We start from the raw sequence: 14,866 nt of genomic DNA, 5'->3' as shown, positions 1-14,866 counted from the left end.
GGTCCTCCCCCCACTTCGCGGGGGGAGAGCTATAGCCCAGCGACCTCGGGCTACCTGCTCACCCGGCCCTTGACCAGCTTCAAGGTGATCGGCTTGCCGCCGGGGTCCTTGGCGGCGACCGTAGAGCCGAGCCGCGCCGGCATCCGGTTGCAGAGGCTGCCGGGCAGGGCCGGCTTCGACTGGCTGATGCAGACCTTCTCACCCTTCACCGTCCACTTGCCGGCCAGAGACAGACCCCGGCGGCTGAGGCCTGTCCAGCGGCCGCCCGGCTCGAGCCAGATCTTGCGGGAGCGGCCGTCGGGTTCGACGATGAGCACGGTGTTGCCGAAGGCGGCGGCGACGTTGGGCGCGGCGGCGGCGGGCGCTGCGGCGGCAAGGCTGAGCAGAACAGCCAGGGCGAGGGTGGGCATGCGGGTCATGGATCGCGCAACGCCCGGCGCGCGGGAACGCTCCTCGAAGCGTTGTCCTTGGCCTGGAAGAGCGATCTGGTCGGGTGGTCGCATTAGCCCCCCGTTCCGAGGGCGCGCGCCCGGGGCCGGCGCTGTCTATTGGCAGGGTTCAACGGCCCGGAGCCCCCCGACATGCGCTGGAGCGCCCTTTCCCTGCTGATGCTGTGCTGCGGACTCGCTGGACCCGTGGCGGCGCAGGAAGCCGCCGTCCCCTGGCGCATCCTGACCGTCGAGGCGGGCGAGGCGCAGGCCTATCTGGCGACGCCGCCCCGCAAGGTCGGCGCCCAATGGCAGGTGTCGGTGCTCTGGCGCTATCGCGATCCGATCGACCCCAAGGCCGCGCCGCCCAGCCTGATGGCGCGGCGTGGCGACCTTCGCCAGCTGCAGATCGACTGCGCGGCCGGGACGTTCAAAATTGCCCGGATTCGCTATTTCGGACCCGACCTGAAGCCGATGGGCGGTCCCGGCGGTGAGCAGGACGGCGGCAAGTTCGATCCGGCCTGGCCGCTGTTCGCGGCCCTCTGCGGTGGCAAGCCGATGCCGGGCGAGGCGGCCGTCAATCGCACGGTCTTCGACCAGCTGACGGAGATGGGGCGCCGGATGGAGGCCGAGGACAAGCGTCTGGGCGCGGTGAGCTTCACGCCCCGCCAGAGCCTGGCGATCCGTTGCTCGAACCGGCTCCTGAGCCTGCAATTCCTGCTCGAGGACCTGATCGGCGCAAGCAGCGACCCGGCCGCGACGGGGCGAATGGAGGCAGACTACGCCGCCGTCAACAAGGCGATCGGGGCCGCCGAGGCCCTCATTCCCAAGGCTGCGCAGACACCCGAGGGACGACGCCTGCTCGACGCGCGCAATCGGGTTAAGGCCGACGACCCGGAGCTGGCCGCCGCGTACGACAGCAACGACAGCGGCGTCTTCGTGGCGATGGCCAGGCGATGCAATGCCGACCTGAAACTGGGCATTCCCGCCACCTTTGGCCGTTGGTGAGTCCAGACCGAGGCCTCGAACAGTTGTTTGAATTTGCGCTGGCGCTTGCCGTCGCGGCGCCCTAGCTTCCGGGTTAAACAAGGGAGCACGTCATGGGTCGTCTGTCGGGCAAGGTCGCCATCGTTACCGGGGCCGCCAGCGGCATTGGCCGGGCCAGCGCAAAACTGTTCGCCGCCGAGGGGGCCAGCGTGGTGGCCTTCGACCGGGCGGCCGAGGTCAATGAGACCGTGGCCCAGATCGTCGCCGACGGCGGAGCGGCCATCGCGGTGACCGGCGACGCCGGCTCCGAGGCCGAGATCAGCGCCCTGGTCGACAAGGCGGTGGAGACCTATGGCGGCCTCGATGTGGCCTTCGCCAACGCCGGGGTGTCGGGCGGCTGGATCACCCTGCCGGAGCTGACCGAGGCCAGCTTCACCGAGCTGCTGCGGATCAACGTCGTCGGGCCGGCCATGCTGATCAAGCACGCCAGCCGGGTGATGGCACCCAAGGGCAAGGGCTCGATCATCTGCACGGCATCGGTGGCGGCGCTGCGGTCGGGGGCGGGCGGCACGCCCTACAGCGCCTCCAAGGCCGGGGTGATCTCCATGGTCCAGACCACGGCCCAGCAGCTGGGCGGCACGGGCATCCGGGTCAACGCCATCTGCCCCGGCCTGATCGAGACGGGAATGACCAAGCCGATCTTCGATGGCGCCCGCGCCAAGGGCTCGGAAGGCAAGATCGGCCAGCTCAATCCGCTGCGCCGCGCCGGCCAGCCGATCGAGATCGCCCATATGGCCCTGTTCCTGGCCTCGGACGATGCGTCCTACGTCAACGGCCAGGCGATGGTCGTCGACGGCGGCCTGTCGAGTTCGCACCCGGTCGCGCGGCCCGGGTCGCTGAGCTGAAAGCAGAAAGAGGGGACAGATTGAAATCGTCGATTTCAATCTGTCCCGCTTTACCCGCGGCATGGGGCGTCAAGCCTCCAGCGCCGCGATGACCTCCGCCGGGTGGGTGTAATAGGCCAGGAAGCCGGCGTCATGCAGGTTGGCGACCGGGGCGCCGGGCAATGCATCGCGCCAGAAGCCGGTGTGGATCGGCCAGTCGAGGCCGCCGCAGAGCAGGATGGACCAGTGCTCGCCGCCGATCGTGGCCGGCAGGGCCCAGTCATGGGCGTAGACCGCCATCTCGGCCGCCCAGCCCGCGCTGGTGCGGGCCGACATGCCCCGGGCGTCGCGCAGGATGCGGGCCATGGTCAGCGGGTCGTCGACGGCGGCGCGGTCGGCGGGCGCCGATTCCAGTGAACGGCGGATGGTGCGGGTCAGAAGGTCAGTGCGCGTCTGGCGACGCAGCATCTCGCCGAGCGGCGCGATCAGGTCCGGGCGCTTCAGCATGCTGCGGGAGATGGCCCCGATCAGCGAGCGGTGGGTCCGCTCGACCTCTCGCGGGGGCCTGGGGTTCATCAACAGGCCGCGGGCGACGCGGTCGGCGTGGCGCGAGGCGAAGGTCAGGCCGGCGGCGGTGGCGCCATCGCGGACCAGGATGTCGACCTTGCGCAGCTTGAGGGCCGTCAGCACGGCGAGGAGGTCGTCGGCCTGGACCTCGAGGTGGCTCTCGGGGGTCGGGGCCGGGTCGCTCAGGCCGAACCCCGGGCGCTGCACGGCCAGCGGCCGATAGCCGGACTGGTGCAGGAGGGCGACGAAATTGATCGGCAGGATGCGGCCCGTCGAATAGCCGTGGAAGACGACCACCGGCCGTCCGCCCTTGGGCCCGTAGTCCATGAAGGCCACGCGGCGGCCGTCAGGCAGGCTGATGATGCGCGCCCGGCCCTCGGGATCGACCGGCTCGACGACCGTTTCGGAGGCCTCGGTGAAGGCGGTCAGGGCGCCGGCCTCGACGGTCAGGCGGACAAGGTCCTTGGCCTTGTTGACCCCGGTCTTGGCGAACACCGCCTTGAGCTGGCCGCGGACGGTGGCCTCCTTGACGCCCAGAGCGGCGGCGACCTCGCGGGCGGTCATCCCCTCGGCAAAGCGGGCGGCGGCCTTGGCCTCGGCGGGCGTGGCGCCGAACAGGGCGCGCAGCACGGCCTCGACGTCACCGATCGGGGCGCCCATGCCGCTCATCAGGTCCATCATCCGGCGGACCAGGTCGGGGCTGCGGCGGGCGCCGGCCTTGCGCATGGCCTTCTTGAGGGCCTCACGGGCGGTTTCGCGGCCGACCCCGATACGCTCGGCGGCCTCGTTGAGGCTGGGGGCGTCGAGCAGGGCCTCGGCCAGGCGCGCTTCCAGCGGGGTGAAGCCGAAGGCCTGGGCGGCGCGCTGGGCCAGATCGCTGACCCGGGAGGGGGCGAAGCCGAGCAGGGCGACCCGGCGGCCGGGGAGCAGCAGCTGGGCGCGGCTGGCCTCGGACAGCGGCCAGCGCAGGGCCAGGGATTCGACGGCGGCGCAGGCGGCGATGACGCCGCCGTCCTCGGTCTCGACCAGGCCGGACGCCTGACCCTGCTTCTGGGCCAGGCGGACGAGGCGGCGGAAGGCGGGAATGTCGGTGGGATCGCCGAACCATTTGATGAACTGCGGATCGGCCTGGGCCAGGGCTCCGGTCGGAGAGATGACGGCGGCGCCGAGGGACCCTTCCGGCGCGATGGCCGCGAAGCCGGCGGTGGTGTCGAGCTTGGCTGCCTCGCCCAGCGCCTCGGCGAAGGCGGCCGGATCATGAACCAGGGTCGAATCCAGCAAGGCCCAGCCTTCCAGCACCGCATCCACGGGCTGGCCCTCGGCCAGGCGGCCGCGCAGGGTTTCAGACAGGGTGGCCTGGGCGTTCAAGGCGCGGGGTCGAATCCTCGGAATGTGATCATTGGATCGAATACCACGGGTCCGTCATGGGGCCATGCGCCACATCAAATCCGTACGCACTGCGGCTCCGGTCAGATTTTCTGACTGGAGCCTAAGCTCAAACGGTCGTTTAAACAGGCAAAGACACCCCACCGGAGAAGACTGTGAGCACCAAGGCGCTGTTCAAGCCCATTTCGATCAAGTCGATGACCCTGGCCAACCGCATCGCCATGGCTCCGATGACCCGCAGCTTCTCGCCGGGCGGCGTGGCGACGCAGGAGGTCGTGGACTACTACCGGCGGCGGGCGGAGAACGGCGTCGGGCTGATCATCTCCGAGGGCACGGGGGTGGCGCGGCCGGCCTCGCTGAACGATCCGAACATTCCGCGCTTCCATGGCGAGGACGAGCTGGCGGCCTGGAAGCAGGTGATCGAGGCGGTGCATGCGGCCGGCGGCAAGATGGCCCCGCAACTGTGGCACGTCGGCGCGGTTCGCACCCGGTCGCCCGACTGGACGCCGCCGGGGCCGTACGACAGCCCCTCCGGCCTGTCCTCGCCGGGCAAGCAGTTCGGCGAGCCGATGAGCGACGCCGAGGTGGCCGACGCCATTGACGCCTTCGGCAAGGCGGCGGGGGCGGCCAAGGCGCTGGGCTTCGATTCCGTCGAGCTGCACGGGGCGCATGGCTATCTGATCGACCAGTTCTTCTGGCACGGGGTCAACGTCCGCGAGGACCGTTGGGGCGGCAAGAGCCTGGCCGAACGCTCGCGGTTCGCGGTGGAAATCCTCAAGGCCGTGCGGCGCGAGGTCGGCGAGGATTATCCGGTGATCATCCGGCTGTCGCAGTGGAAGCAGCAGGACTTCACGGTCAAGCTGGCGGCCGATCCGCGGGAGATGGAAGCCTGGTTGCAGCCGTTGGCCGACGCTGGAGCCGATGTCTTCCACTGCAGCCAGCGGCGGTTCTGGGAACCGGAGTTCGAGGGCAGCGACCTCAACTTCGCCGGCTGGGCCAAGAAGCTGACCGGCAAGCCGACGATCACCGTCGGGTCGGTGGGCCTGTCGGGCGAATTCATCGCGGCCTACGGCGGCGAGGCCAGCCAGCCGGCCAGCCTCGATGGCCTGGTCGAACGGCTCGAGCGCGACGAGTTCGACCTGGTGGCGGTCGGCCGCGCCCTGCTGCAGGACCCCGAATGGGTGGTGAAGGTCCGCGACGGGCGCGACGACGAGCTGAAGAGCTTCGAACGCTCGGCGATGGGGGTGCTGTACTAGGGGCGCGAAGGCGGCGGATATCACAAGCTCTCCGCCCTTTGGGCGGAGGACCGCTTTCGAGCCTTCAAGCGAGAAAGCAGGAGGCGGGCCCACCGGCGGTCGGGGAATGTCTTCAGGCAGGGGTACCCCCCTCCTGCTTTGTCGCTCGCGCTCCAAAGCGGTCCTCCCCCCGCTTCACGGGGGGAGAGCTTGATTTCTGCTTCGTGCCCTACGCGTTGAAGTTCAGCTTCAGGCCGGGACGCGGCCAGGTCGCCTTGTACAGTTTCCCGGTCCCCGAGGCCGTGATCCACGCCGTGCGCATGTCCGCACCGCCGAAGCAGATGTTGGTGCACAGCAGGTCCGGGAACGGATAGTGCTCCGTCGTGCCGTCCGGGTCGAAGGCGGTGATGCCGCCGTTGATGATGGTGGCGACGCAGACCTTGCCCGACGCCTCGACGGCCAGGCTGTCGAGCAGCTGGTAGCCCGGCAGGTTGCAGACCACGTGGCCCGGCTGGAAGGGCGGCGGCTCAGCCAGTTCGCCGGGGGCGGTGACGTCGAAGGCCCAGAGGCGGCCGAGCATGGTGTCGGCCAGGTAGACGCGTTTCTCGTCCGGCGACAGGCCGACGCCGTTGGGGCTGACCATATGGTCCTTGTGGCGGACGATCTTCGAGCCGTCGGGCAGGGCATAGTAGAGGCCGCCGAACTTCTTGCCCTCGGGGGTCGAGCAGCCGTGGTCGCTGAACCACATGCCGCCCTGCTTGTCGAAGACCAGGTCGTTTGGGCCGACCAGGCGCTTGCCGTCACAGGCGTCGTAGACCGTCTCGACCTTGCCGGTGGCGATGTCGACCCGCTGGATCGAGCCGCCGACGTGGCTGGGCGGGGTCGGGCCGGGGATGGTCAGGCCGCCCATGTCGAGCCATTCGAAGCTGCCGCCGTTGTTGGTGACATAGATCTTGCCGTCCGGACCGATGGCGGCGCCGTTGGGGCCGCCGCCGGTCTCGGCCACGGTGCTGGTCTTGCCGTCGGGGGTGACGCGGGTCAGCCGCTGGCCCTTGATCTCGGTGAGGATCACCGAGCCGTCGTTCATGGCGATGGGGCCTTCCGGGAACAGCAGTCCCTCGGCGACGAGTTCGATATCCACCTGGCGTTCCTCTCAGCGTTTTCTCTTTGCGCCGATAGAACCCGCTGACCTTCCGTCAACGCAAGGGGCGTCAACGCGAGGGATCAGGGCAGCGGATGGTATTGCGACATCACCACGGCGCCGCTCGGGCCCAGGAAGGCGCGGCCGCGCCCGGCGGCCTTCAGGTCGCGCAGGTCCTGGTAGAGGATGCCGCTGGCCGGGGTCTCCGCGCCGGGCCGGAAGCAGTCGACGGCGAGGACGACCTTGTCGCCGGTCCGGTAGCGCTGGCCGCGTTCGACCGCCTCGACGCGGCCATGGACCTTGCAGTCGCCCAGCGGTCCCGGCGGCGGCTCGACCCGCGAGACCTTCAGGACAATGACATTGGCCGCCTTGGCGCGTGCCTCCTCGTAGTATTTCGGATGCAGGGCGGCCTGGGCGGCGCCGGCGGTCAGGGCGATCGCAAGGGCCAGCAGGACAGGCTTCATCGTTTGCGCTCCAGGATGCGGAAGACGAAGGGGTGGTCGTCCTTTTCACCGGGGGCGTGGGCCTCGCGGTGAACCTCGGTCCAGGCGGACTCGTCGAAGGCCGGGAAGAAGGCGTCGCCCTCAGGCTCGGCCTCGACCTCGGTGATGTAGAGCCGCCTGGCGCGCGGCATGGCCAGCTCGAACAGGGCGGTGCCGCCGATCACGCAGACTTCCCTGGCGCCGTCCTCCTCGGCCTGCTCGCTGGCCATCTCGACCGCTTCGTTGAAGTTCTCGACGTGGACAGCGGTCTTCGGCTCGAAGCTGCCGTCGCGGCTGAGCACGATGTTCAGCCGGCCGGGCAGGGGCTGCAGCGGCAGGCTGTCCCAGGTCTTGCGGCCCATGATCACCGGCTTGCCAAGCGTGTTGGCCTTGAACCAGGCCATGTCGGACCTGATACGCCAGGGCAGGTCGCCCCTGTTGCCGATGACTCCATTGCGGGCGCGGGCGACGACGATAGCGAGGGGAAGGACCATGGCCGGACCCTACGCCGCGTCGCCCGGAGGCGTCATCCTCAGTTTGGTGGGGTGATGGTCAGCACCACGTCATCGCGCGCCCCGAGCGCCTTTGGCGCGCAGGCAGCCGGCTTGAAGGCGAGGTCGTGGCACAGGCGCACCTCGCGCAGGCGGTTGTCCTGGCTGGTGGCGATGGCGATGGCGCCGCGCGGCAGGCCTGGGTTGGCGGCGGCGAAGGCGTCGCGCAGGGCGCCGGCGGTGAGGGTCGGCGCCGTCAGGGCCGGCTTCTTCAGGCCGTCCCACAGGGTGCGGGACTGGTCGAAATAGGCCTCCGGGCTATCCCAGGCGCACACGCCGTGGGCGGCCCACTCATGCTGCTGCAGCCGCGCCGAGGGCATCATGCAGAAGTTGCGGGCCGTTGTGGCCTGGCTGATCGCCTGCGAGGCGCGGCAGTAGCGGGGATGCTTGCCATCGGCGCTGTTGGGCCAGAGGCCGTGCAGCGTCCAGGTCAGGCCGCTGTCGCAGGCGCTGGGATCGGAGGTGTCGGCGGCCTGGCTGCGGCAGGCTTCCGGCTGCCAGGCGATGGCCAGGAGGTAGGTATCGGGGGTGAAGTCGGCGACCACCTTGTCCGCCGGGCCGACCTCCACCGGGGCCGGCGTCAGGTCGGTGGGAACAGCGCACTCGCCGGCCGGGCCGGCGGAGACCCCGGCCTCGCGGGCGACGCAGCCTGTGAGGGCCAGAATGGCGAGAAGGGTCACGGCAAGGCGCATGTCGGCGGGTTTACCGCCGTGATCGCCGGCGCGGTAGGCCCTACTTCCAGATCACCGAGAGGGAGGTGGTGGCGACCTTGCCGCCCGCGCCCGGCCGGTCGGTGATGGCCAGCACGATCAGGCCCGTCCCGCTCATGTTGGCGTAGCCGTCCATCACGCCGCCGCCAGCGATAGGGCCGCTGCCCATCGGCGGCAGGCTGCCGGCCCGCGCCCTCAGCGCGCTATTGAGCAGGGACTTGTCGGCGATCCGGGGCGTTGCGGTGATCTCGCAGAGCTTCACCGGCGCGCCGCCCATGACGTTTGACCCCATGGCCGAGGCGATCACTGTGCCGCCGATGGGTTTGACGCGGCCACCGCTCGAGGTGATCGTGTAGCCCAACATGTCGAGACCGGATGGCCAGCTGGCCTGACCCTTCAGGACGCGCAGGCAGAGATCGACGGTGGCGACCATGGCCCGGGAGACGGCGGTCTCGTCGGACTGGGCGGCGGCGGGCGCGGCCAGCAGCAGGGCGGCGGAAACGGCGAGGGCGAGGCGGCGGGTGATCATGCCGGGCAGGATGACCCCGTCGCCGACCGCCCGCATGCCCAAAACCGGGGCCCGCTACGACTGCCGCCAGATGACCGACAGGCCGGTGGTGGCGGGGGTCTCGCCGGCGGCCGGTTGCTCGGTGATGGTCAGGCTGATCAGCGGGCCGTCGGGGTTCTCGAAGCCGCTGATGGTTCCGCCGGCCTTGTTGGGTCTGGGTCCCATCGGCCGCATCGGAAAGCCCGCCGCGCGCTCGGCCAGGGCGACCCGCAGGCCGGCCAAATCGACGGTGGCCGGCGACAGGATGCCGGAACAGACCCGGAAGGAGCCGTTGGGCAGGTTGGTGACCGCCAGATTCAGCGCCAGCCGCGACTTGCCGACCTTCTTGTCCCAGCCGCCGGTGGCGTGGGAACGGTTGTAGGCCTTCTTCGAGGCGCCCTTGTCGAACACCACCTCGCCCTTCATCGCCGACAGACAGAGGTCGAGCATTTCAACCAGCGCCCGGGTGGCCGGATCGGTCATCGGCGTCTGGGCCGCGGCCGGGGCGGCGAGCAGCATGCCGGCGGCAAGAACGGCGGTCAGTCTGCGCATGGTCAAACCGCGATCGGCGCCTTGATCGTCGGGTGGGCCTGGTAGCCTTCGACCAGGAAGTCGCCGAGTTCGAAGGCGAACAGGTCGTCCTTGTCGGCGATGGTCATGGTCGGGAAGGAGTAGGGTTCGCGGGCCAGCTGCAGTTTGGCTTGGTCCAGATGGTTCAGATAGAGGTGGGCGTCGCCGAAGGTGTGGACGAACTCGCCGGGCTCAAGGCCGGTGACCTTGGCCACCATCATGGTCAGCAGGGCGTAGCTGGCGATGTTGAACGGCACGCCCAGGAAGACGTCGGCGCTGCGCTGGTAGAGCTGGCAGGAGAGGCGGCCGTCGGCGACGAAGAACTGGAACAGGCAATGGCAGGGCGGCAGGGCCATGTCCTCGACATCGGCCGGGTTCCAGGCGCTGACGATGTGGCGGCGGCTGTTGGGGTTCTTGCGGATGGCCTCGACCACGGCGCTGATCTGGTCGATCACGCGGCCGTCGGGCGCGGTCCAGGAGCGCCACTGCTTGCCATAGACCGGGCCAAGATCGCCCTCGGCGTTGGCCCATTCGTCCCAGATGCTGACGCCGTGGTCCTTGAGGTAGCGGATGTTGGTCTCGCCGCGCAGGAACCACAGGAGTTCGACGATGATCGAGCGCAGGTGCAGCTTCTTGGTGGTCAGCAGCGGGAAGCCCTGGCTGAGGTCGAAGCGCATCTGGCGGCCGAAGACGCCCAGGGTGCCGGTGCCGGTGCGGTCGCCGCGCTCGATGCCCGTGGCCATGATGTCGGCCAGCAGGCCGAGATACTGCCGCTCGGCATGGTAGGCGGGGGCCGGTTGCGGCGGGACGGACAGGACGGGTGCGACGAGGGCCATGGGTGTGAAGCCTCGCCGCGAATCAACGCCCTGCAAAGTGGCGTTGGCGTGAACATCCACAGGCGCGACGATTTATCCGCCTAAAGCAGCCAGTCGCCGCTTTCCCCCGTCACGTCGCCGTTGATCTTCATCTGGTAGTCGGCCCTGCCGTCGCCGTTGATGTCGAGCTTGAGGGTGGTGATCCCGCCGGCGAAGCCGAGGGTCATCTGTCCGGCCTGTTTGTTGAAGGCGCTGACCAGCGACAGCGTCCCGGCATAGACGCCCGACAGGTCGAGGATGTCGCCCTCGGCGGCGCTGAAATCGTAGACCTGATCGGTCTCGAGCACCGAGCCGAAGGCGTGGGCGACGACGAAGTTATCGGCCCCCGTGCCGCCGCGCAGCAGATCGTTGCCGAGGCCGCCGATGATGGTGTCGTCGCCGTCATTGCCGTTGATTGTGTCGACGCCGCCGAGGCCGGACAGGGTGTTGTCGCCGAGGTTGCCCTGCAGGTTGTTGGCGTCGCCGTTGCCCGCCCCGTCGATGTCGGCAGAGCCGCCCAGTTCGAGGGCTTCGAGGTTGGCGGCCAGGGTCCAGGTCAGGTCGGCGCGGACGATGTCGTAGCCTTCGCCCGCCGCTTCGATGGCCTGGTCGAGGGTATTGTCGACGATGAAGACGTCGTTGCCGAGGCCGCCGAACATCAGGTCGGCGCCCAAACCGCCATCGAGATAGTCGTTGCCGTCGCCGCCGGTCATCAGATCGGTATCGGCCTCGCCGGCCATGCGGTCGTTGCCGGCGTCGCCATCCAACTGGTCGGAGCCTACGCCGCCGTAGAGCTTGTCGGCCCCGTCGCCGCCCGACAGGGTGTCGCCGTCGCCGTCGCCGAACAGGCTGTCGCCGCCCAGGCCTCCGATCAGGTCGTCGGCCCCGTTGCCGCCATAGAGCAGGTCGTTGTTGGCCGCGCCGTCCAGGATGTCGTCGCCGTCTCCGCCTTCCAGCCGGTCCTTGCCGAGGTGGCCCGTGAGGGTGTCGCCCGCCCCCGTGCCGATCTTCACCAGGTCCCGCGCCTGGCCGTAGATGATGTAGGCGAGGCCGGTCACACCGCTCGTGCCGTTACCCGTTGGGGAGCCGACGATCAGGTCGTCGAAGCTATCGCCGTTGAGGTCGCCCGCCGAGGAGACCGACGCGCCGAGGGCCGAGTTGGACGTGCCCCGGATGCGGAAGCCATCCTGGCCGTCCAGAGCTGAGATATCGACTGCGCTGTCGAACGTGGCCTTGCCGTACAGGACATAGACCTCGCCGTAGCCCATTGAGGCCGAGGCTGGGGCGCCGATGATCAGGTCGTCGTAGCCGTCGGCGTCGATGTCGCCGGCCGAGGAGACCGAGGCGCCGAACTCGATAAACTGGGTGACCCCGGGAATGAGGAAACCGTCCGGACTGTCGAGGTAGAAGAGAGGAACGGCCGGGTCGGGCGTGGCGCTGCCGAACACCACATAGGCTCCGCCGTACTGGCTCAAGCCGGGCCGCCAGATCGAGCTGACGATCAGGTCCTCGTACCCGTCGCCGTTAACATCGCCCGCCGAGGCGACCGATCGGCCCAGGTAGTCGTTGGGTTCCGCGCCCTGCAGCATGCTGGAGTTCTCAGGCGTGGGCGCGACGCTGGCCGCGAAGCCGCTCGCCTTGCCATAGACCACATAGGCCGCGCCATAGGTCAGGAAGCTGTAGATCGGGGCAGTGACGAGGATGTCGTCGAAGCCGTCGCCGTTGACATCGGCCACGCCGATTGCCGAGCCAAGCTCGATCGGATCGGGGCCGCCGACGATGCGGAAGCCGTTGTCGCCGTCAAGATCGCCCGGCGCAAGGACCGCGTCCATCGGGTCGATCGTGCCGAAGATCACATAGACCACGCCGCTGCTGGGGCCGTTGTCGTCGTTGAGCGGGGCGCTGACGATCAGGTCGGTCAGGCCGTCGCCGTTGACGTCGCCCGAGCGGACCGACTGGCCGGCCAGGTCGTCGGCGGCGACGCCCGGGCCGAAGCGGAAGCCGTTCGTTCCGTCGAGAGCGGACAGCTGCAGATCGGCGTCGAAGCCGGAGGCCTTGCCGAACACGAGATAGGCCCCGCCGCCGTCGCCGGTCGCGCCGATGATCAGGTCGCCATAGCCGTCGCCGTTGAAATCACTCGCCGAAGCGACACTGTATCCGGCGAACCCGCCGGCGTTGCCATGGATGCGGAAGCCATTGGTCCCGTCGAGGCTTGCGGCATTGACGCTGGCCGGGAAGCCCGCGGCGGTCCCGAACAGGACGTAGGCGGTTCCCGAGTCGGTCCCGTTGGTTGAGTTGCGCCTGGCCCCGACGATGAGGTCCAGATAGCCGTCGCCATTGACGTCGCCGGCGCTGGCGACGCTGCCCCCGAACCGCTCACCTGGATCCGAGCCATTGATGACGGTTACGCCCGGCTGGGTGACGAAGGGGTTGAGCTGGAGGACGGATGGAAAGTTCATGGCGGGCCTCGGCGTTGAGCCCGGGACAGGTATGCCCAAATCGGTGAGCCCGGCAGTGTGCAAATTTGACAGGGGGCGGCCGCCAAACCGCTTGGCCACCCCGTTGGAAATCGGGCAAGCTGCCGCCCATGGCCTGGGGAGAGGACCATATCGGCCCGGCGCCGGACGCCGAGGCCCAGCTTGCGCTGGACGCCTGGCTCTGGTGCGACGGCTATCAGCCCTACCTCGATCATCCGGCCTGCGGCGCGGTGGCGCGGCAGACGCTGAACAACTGGCTGGTTGTTCCCGACCGTGACGGTCCCCTCGCCGGATCCCTGCGCGATCTGGTTCACTGGGTGGCGGCGGAGAAGGCGATGATCCTGGCCGCCGAGCCGGAGGGGCTGACGGCGGTGACCCTGGCCCGGCTGATGCGCCGCTTGCAGATATCCAGCCGGGGGCGGGCGCGGGCGACGCTGCTTTACCTGCAGTACCGGCGGATGATTGAGCCCGTCCCGGGCGGGGAGGGGGAGCGGCGGTATCGCCCGACCGAGGCGCTGCGGCTGTTCATGAACGGCCGCTTCCGCCGCGACCTGGAGGCGCTGGCGCCGGTCGAGCCGCTGGCCGGGGCGGTAGTGGAGCGGTGGGAGGAGCCGGGCGTCTTCGAACGCTTCATGGCCGCCGGTGAGGCCCTCACCCTGGCGGCGGTGCACCACAAGCCGGAGCAGCCGCTGTCGCTCGGGGTCTTTGCTGAGCGCAACGCGGGCCTGACCCTGGTCGGCCAGATCCTGCTTACCGACGACCCGGGCGGAGCCTTTCCGCCGCCGGGGCCTGTGCGGTTGAACGTGCTGGATCTGGCCCGCCGCAGCGGCGCGCCCCGGCACCAGGTCAACCACCTGATCAAACTCGGCCGGCAGGCGGGCTTCCTCATTCCCCAGGCCGACGGTTCGACGGCTTTCGGCCTCGACCTGCCCGGACGGGTGGCGCGGACACTCGGCTACTACTGGCGCAGCCTGGCGTGGCGGGCCCGCGAGGCCGTGAGCGTCTGAGGCTTGTGCCTGGCCCCGTTCTTCGACAGCATGGCTCAAAACGGGGGGAGCCAATGCTGATTGTGACGCTTCTCGCCTTGTCCCTGGCGACGACTGAACCGGTTCCAGCGCCGGCCAGCGCCGCCGAGCCCACACCGAAGACCAAGGCCGAGCGCGACAAGGAAAAGGTCTGCATCGATGTTACCCCGACCGGCAGCGTGATCGCCAAGCGGGTCTGCAAGACGCGCAAGCAGTGGCGCCAGCTGCAGGACGCCCAGCGGCGGGCTGGCGAGTCCATGCTGGACACCGGCTCCAGCAACCAGATGCGCCGCGAATAGTCAGCCGGCGAAGCCGCCCTCATCGAGAAAAGCCTGTTCCTCCGGGGTCGTTTCCCGGCCCAGGGCCTTGTTGCGGTGGGGGAAGCGGCCAAAGCGCTGGATGATGTCGCGGTGGATGATGGCGTAGCGCACCGTCTCCTGGTCGTTCAGCTCGTCGGCCAGGCCCTGGCAGAGGGCGACCGAGACATCCTGGTCAGCCGGGTCCTCGCTGTGCTCGAACGGCAGGTAGAAGAAGGGGCGGAGTTCAGGCGCGACCTTGCCGTCGAAACCGCGCGCCATGGCGTGGCGGGCGATGGAGCGGGCCTTGGGGTCGGTGGCGTAAGAGTGGGCGCTGCCCCGGAACAGGTTGCGGGGAAACTGGTCGAGCAGGATCAGCAGGGCCAGGCAGCCATCGGCGCTGTCCATCCAGGCGTCGTACTCGCCCCGGGCGGCTGCAAAATGCACCGGTTCGAACTTCAGGCGGATGGCGGCGTCGAAGCGGTCGTCCTTGGCGAACCATTTCTGGCGGCCGGCGGTGGTCCAGAAGGTCAGGACATCGTTGGGATGGGCGGGCATGGCGCCTTCATAATTCGGGGCCGGCGGGGGCTGCAACAAGGCGCCGCACCCCGTGGTTAACGAGGCTGGCTTTTCGTTCAACTGCCGTTCAGGTTGGAAGTCGCATCTGGACAGTTCGTTGGGACCATTGCGCCCGTCACCGAACGTGTCCGGGCCTGGAGATTGGGA

Annotated in this window: 16 protein-coding genes; 5 read left to right on the top strand and 11 right to left on the bottom strand. The window is 69.3% G+C overall.

Translation table 11 applies throughout. From position 1 onward, the window contains the following. Positions 1-50: 50 nt before the first annotated feature. The gene (locus AC2YG9_RS00395) at positions 51-419 is read right to left on the bottom strand and encodes a hypothetical protein (RefSeq protein WP_487295945.1); all 369 of its coding nucleotides are present in this window, start codon (positions 417-419) and stop codon (positions 51-53) included. 162 nt (positions 420-581) lie between these two features. On the opposite strand from AC2YG9_RS00395, the gene AC2YG9_RS00390 reads away from it, so the two are divergent. Both AC2YG9_RS00390 and AC2YG9_RS00385 read left to right on the top strand, forming a co-directional pair. After that, entirely contained in the window at positions 582-1,436 is an 855-nt protein-coding gene (locus AC2YG9_RS00390; protein ID WP_487295944.1) for a hypothetical protein, read from the top strand. 92 nt (positions 1,437-1,528) lie between these two features. Beyond that, entirely contained in the window at positions 1,529-2,320 is a 792-nt protein-coding gene (locus AC2YG9_RS00385; protein WP_487295943.1) for an SDR family NAD(P)-dependent oxidoreductase, read from the top strand. A gap of 69 nt (positions 2,321-2,389) precedes the next feature. Here AC2YG9_RS00385 and AC2YG9_RS00380 read toward each other — a convergent pair whose 3' ends face one another. Next, positions 2,390-4,234 (bottom strand): alpha/beta fold hydrolase, encoded by a 1,845-nt coding sequence (locus AC2YG9_RS00380; RefSeq protein ID WP_487295942.1) that lies wholly within the window; start codon positions 4,232-4,234, stop codon positions 2,390-2,392. 173 nt (positions 4,235-4,407) lie between these two features. On the opposite strand from AC2YG9_RS00380, the gene AC2YG9_RS00375 reads away from it, so the two are divergent. Next, the gene (locus AC2YG9_RS00375; RefSeq protein WP_487295941.1) at positions 4,408-5,508 is read left to right on the top strand and encodes an NADH:flavin oxidoreductase; all 1,101 of its coding nucleotides are present in this window, start codon (positions 4,408-4,410) and stop codon (positions 5,506-5,508) included. Positions 5,509-5,716: 208 nt separating this feature from the next. Here AC2YG9_RS00375 and AC2YG9_RS00370 read toward each other — a convergent pair whose 3' ends face one another. The 8 genes from AC2YG9_RS00370 to AC2YG9_RS00335 all read right to left on the bottom strand — a co-directional run bounded on the left by AC2YG9_RS00370 (position 5,717) and on the right by AC2YG9_RS00335 (position 12,801). Next, positions 5,717-6,628, bottom strand: coding sequence for an SMP-30/gluconolactonase/LRE family protein (locus AC2YG9_RS00370; RefSeq protein ID WP_487295940.1), 912 nt, complete (start codon positions 6,626-6,628; stop codon positions 5,717-5,719). Between the two features lie 83 nt (positions 6,629-6,711). Then, a complete protein-coding gene (locus tag AC2YG9_RS00365) occupies positions 6,712-7,092 on the bottom strand; it encodes a hypothetical protein (protein WP_487295939.1) in 381 nt (126 codons plus the stop codon). Further along, entirely contained in the window at positions 7,089-7,604 is a 516-nt protein-coding gene (locus tag AC2YG9_RS00360) for a dihydrofolate reductase (protein ID WP_487295938.1), read from the bottom strand. Before AC2YG9_RS00360 ends, AC2YG9_RS00365 begins: the two co-directional genes overlap by 4 nt. A gap of 38 nt (positions 7,605-7,642) precedes the next feature. Next, on the bottom strand, positions 7,643-8,353 hold the full coding sequence (locus tag AC2YG9_RS00355; RefSeq protein ID WP_487295937.1) for a ribonuclease T2 family protein: 711 nt from the start codon (positions 8,351-8,353) through the stop codon (positions 7,643-7,645). Between the two features lie 40 nt (positions 8,354-8,393). Further along, positions 8,394-8,936 (bottom strand): hypothetical protein, encoded by a 543-nt coding sequence (locus AC2YG9_RS00350; RefSeq protein ID WP_487295936.1) that lies wholly within the window; start codon positions 8,934-8,936, stop codon positions 8,394-8,396. 18 nt (positions 8,937-8,954) lie between these two features. Further along, positions 8,955-9,470, bottom strand: a complete 516-nt coding sequence (locus AC2YG9_RS00345) for a hypothetical protein (protein ID WP_487295935.1) — start codon at positions 9,468-9,470, stop codon at positions 8,955-8,957. Between the two features lie 2 nt (positions 9,471-9,472). Next, on the bottom strand, positions 9,473-10,324 hold the full coding sequence (locus AC2YG9_RS00340; protein WP_487295934.1) for a thymidylate synthase: 852 nt from the start codon (positions 10,322-10,324) through the stop codon (positions 9,473-9,475). Between the two features lie 80 nt (positions 10,325-10,404). Then, positions 10,405-12,801: a hypothetical protein gene (locus AC2YG9_RS00335; protein ID WP_487295933.1), complete on the bottom strand. Its 2,397-nt coding sequence runs from the start codon at positions 12,799-12,801 to the stop codon at positions 10,405-10,407. A 128-nt stretch (positions 12,802-12,929) separates the two neighbouring features. Here AC2YG9_RS00335 and AC2YG9_RS00330 point away from each other — a divergent pair, with 128 nt between their 5' ends. Both AC2YG9_RS00330 and AC2YG9_RS00325 read left to right on the top strand, forming a co-directional pair. After that, complete coding sequence (locus AC2YG9_RS00330; protein WP_487295932.1) at positions 12,930-13,826, top strand: hypothetical protein; 897 nt, start codon at positions 12,930-12,932, stop codon at positions 13,824-13,826. 53 nt (positions 13,827-13,879) lie between these two features. Then, a complete protein-coding gene (locus tag AC2YG9_RS00325; RefSeq protein ID WP_487295931.1) occupies positions 13,880-14,143 on the top strand; it encodes a hypothetical protein in 264 nt (87 codons plus the stop codon). Here AC2YG9_RS00325 and AC2YG9_RS00320 read toward each other — a convergent pair whose 3' ends face one another. Next, positions 14,144-14,698 carry a DUF924 family protein gene (locus AC2YG9_RS00320; RefSeq protein ID WP_487295930.1) on the bottom strand — a complete coding sequence of 185 codons (555 nt, stop codon included), beginning with the start codon at positions 14,696-14,698 and terminating at the stop codon, positions 14,144-14,146. Positions 14,699-14,866: the final 168 nt, after the last annotated feature.

This window comes from Caulobacter sp. SRI_014 (assembly GCF_057586315.1).
The sequence above is the reverse complement of the archived record's forward strand: the minus strand, read 5'-3'. Positions and strand labels throughout refer to the sequence as shown.

Excerpts from the sequence above, each read along its gene's own strand:
- AC2YG9_RS00365 (WP_487295939.1), bottom strand. The coding sequence starts at position 7,092 with ATGAAGCCTGTCCTGCTGGCCCTTGCGATCGCCCTGACCGCCGGCGCC.
- AC2YG9_RS00330 (WP_487295932.1), top strand. The coding sequence starts at position 12,930 with ATGGCCTGGGGAGAGGACCATATCGGCCCGGCGCCGGACGCCGAGGCC.
- AC2YG9_RS00340 (WP_487295934.1), bottom strand. The coding sequence starts at position 10,324 with ATGGCCCTCGTCGCACCCGTCCTGTCCGTCCCGCCGCAACCGGCCCCC.
- AC2YG9_RS00355 (WP_487295937.1), bottom strand. The coding sequence starts at position 8,353 with ATGCGCCTTGCCGTGACCCTTCTCGCCATTCTGGCCCTCACAGGCTGC.
- AC2YG9_RS00335 (WP_487295933.1), bottom strand. The coding sequence starts at position 12,801 with ATGAACTTTCCATCCGTCCTCCAGCTCAACCCCTTCGTCACCCAGCCG.
- AC2YG9_RS00390 (WP_487295944.1), top strand. The coding sequence starts at position 582 with ATGCGCTGGAGCGCCCTTTCCCTGCTGATGCTGTGCTGCGGACTCGCT.
- AC2YG9_RS00325 (WP_487295931.1), top strand. The coding sequence starts at position 13,880 with ATGCTGATTGTGACGCTTCTCGCCTTGTCCCTGGCGACGACTGAACCG.
- AC2YG9_RS00385 (WP_487295943.1), top strand. The coding sequence starts at position 1,529 with ATGGGTCGTCTGTCGGGCAAGGTCGCCATCGTTACCGGGGCCGCCAGC.
- AC2YG9_RS00360 (WP_487295938.1), bottom strand. The coding sequence starts at position 7,604 with ATGGTCCTTCCCCTCGCTATCGTCGTCGCCCGCGCCCGCAATGGAGTC.
- AC2YG9_RS00320 (WP_487295930.1), bottom strand. The coding sequence starts at position 14,698 with ATGCCCGCCCATCCCAACGATGTCCTGACCTTCTGGACCACCGCCGGC.
- AC2YG9_RS00350 (WP_487295936.1), bottom strand. The coding sequence starts at position 8,936 with ATGCGGGCGGTCGGCGACGGGGTCATCCTGCCCGGCATGATCACCCGC.
- AC2YG9_RS00395 (WP_487295945.1), bottom strand. The coding sequence starts at position 419 with ATGACCCGCATGCCCACCCTCGCCCTGGCTGTTCTGCTCAGCCTTGCC.
- AC2YG9_RS00345 (WP_487295935.1), bottom strand. The coding sequence starts at position 9,470 with ATGCGCAGACTGACCGCCGTTCTTGCCGCCGGCATGCTGCTCGCCGCC.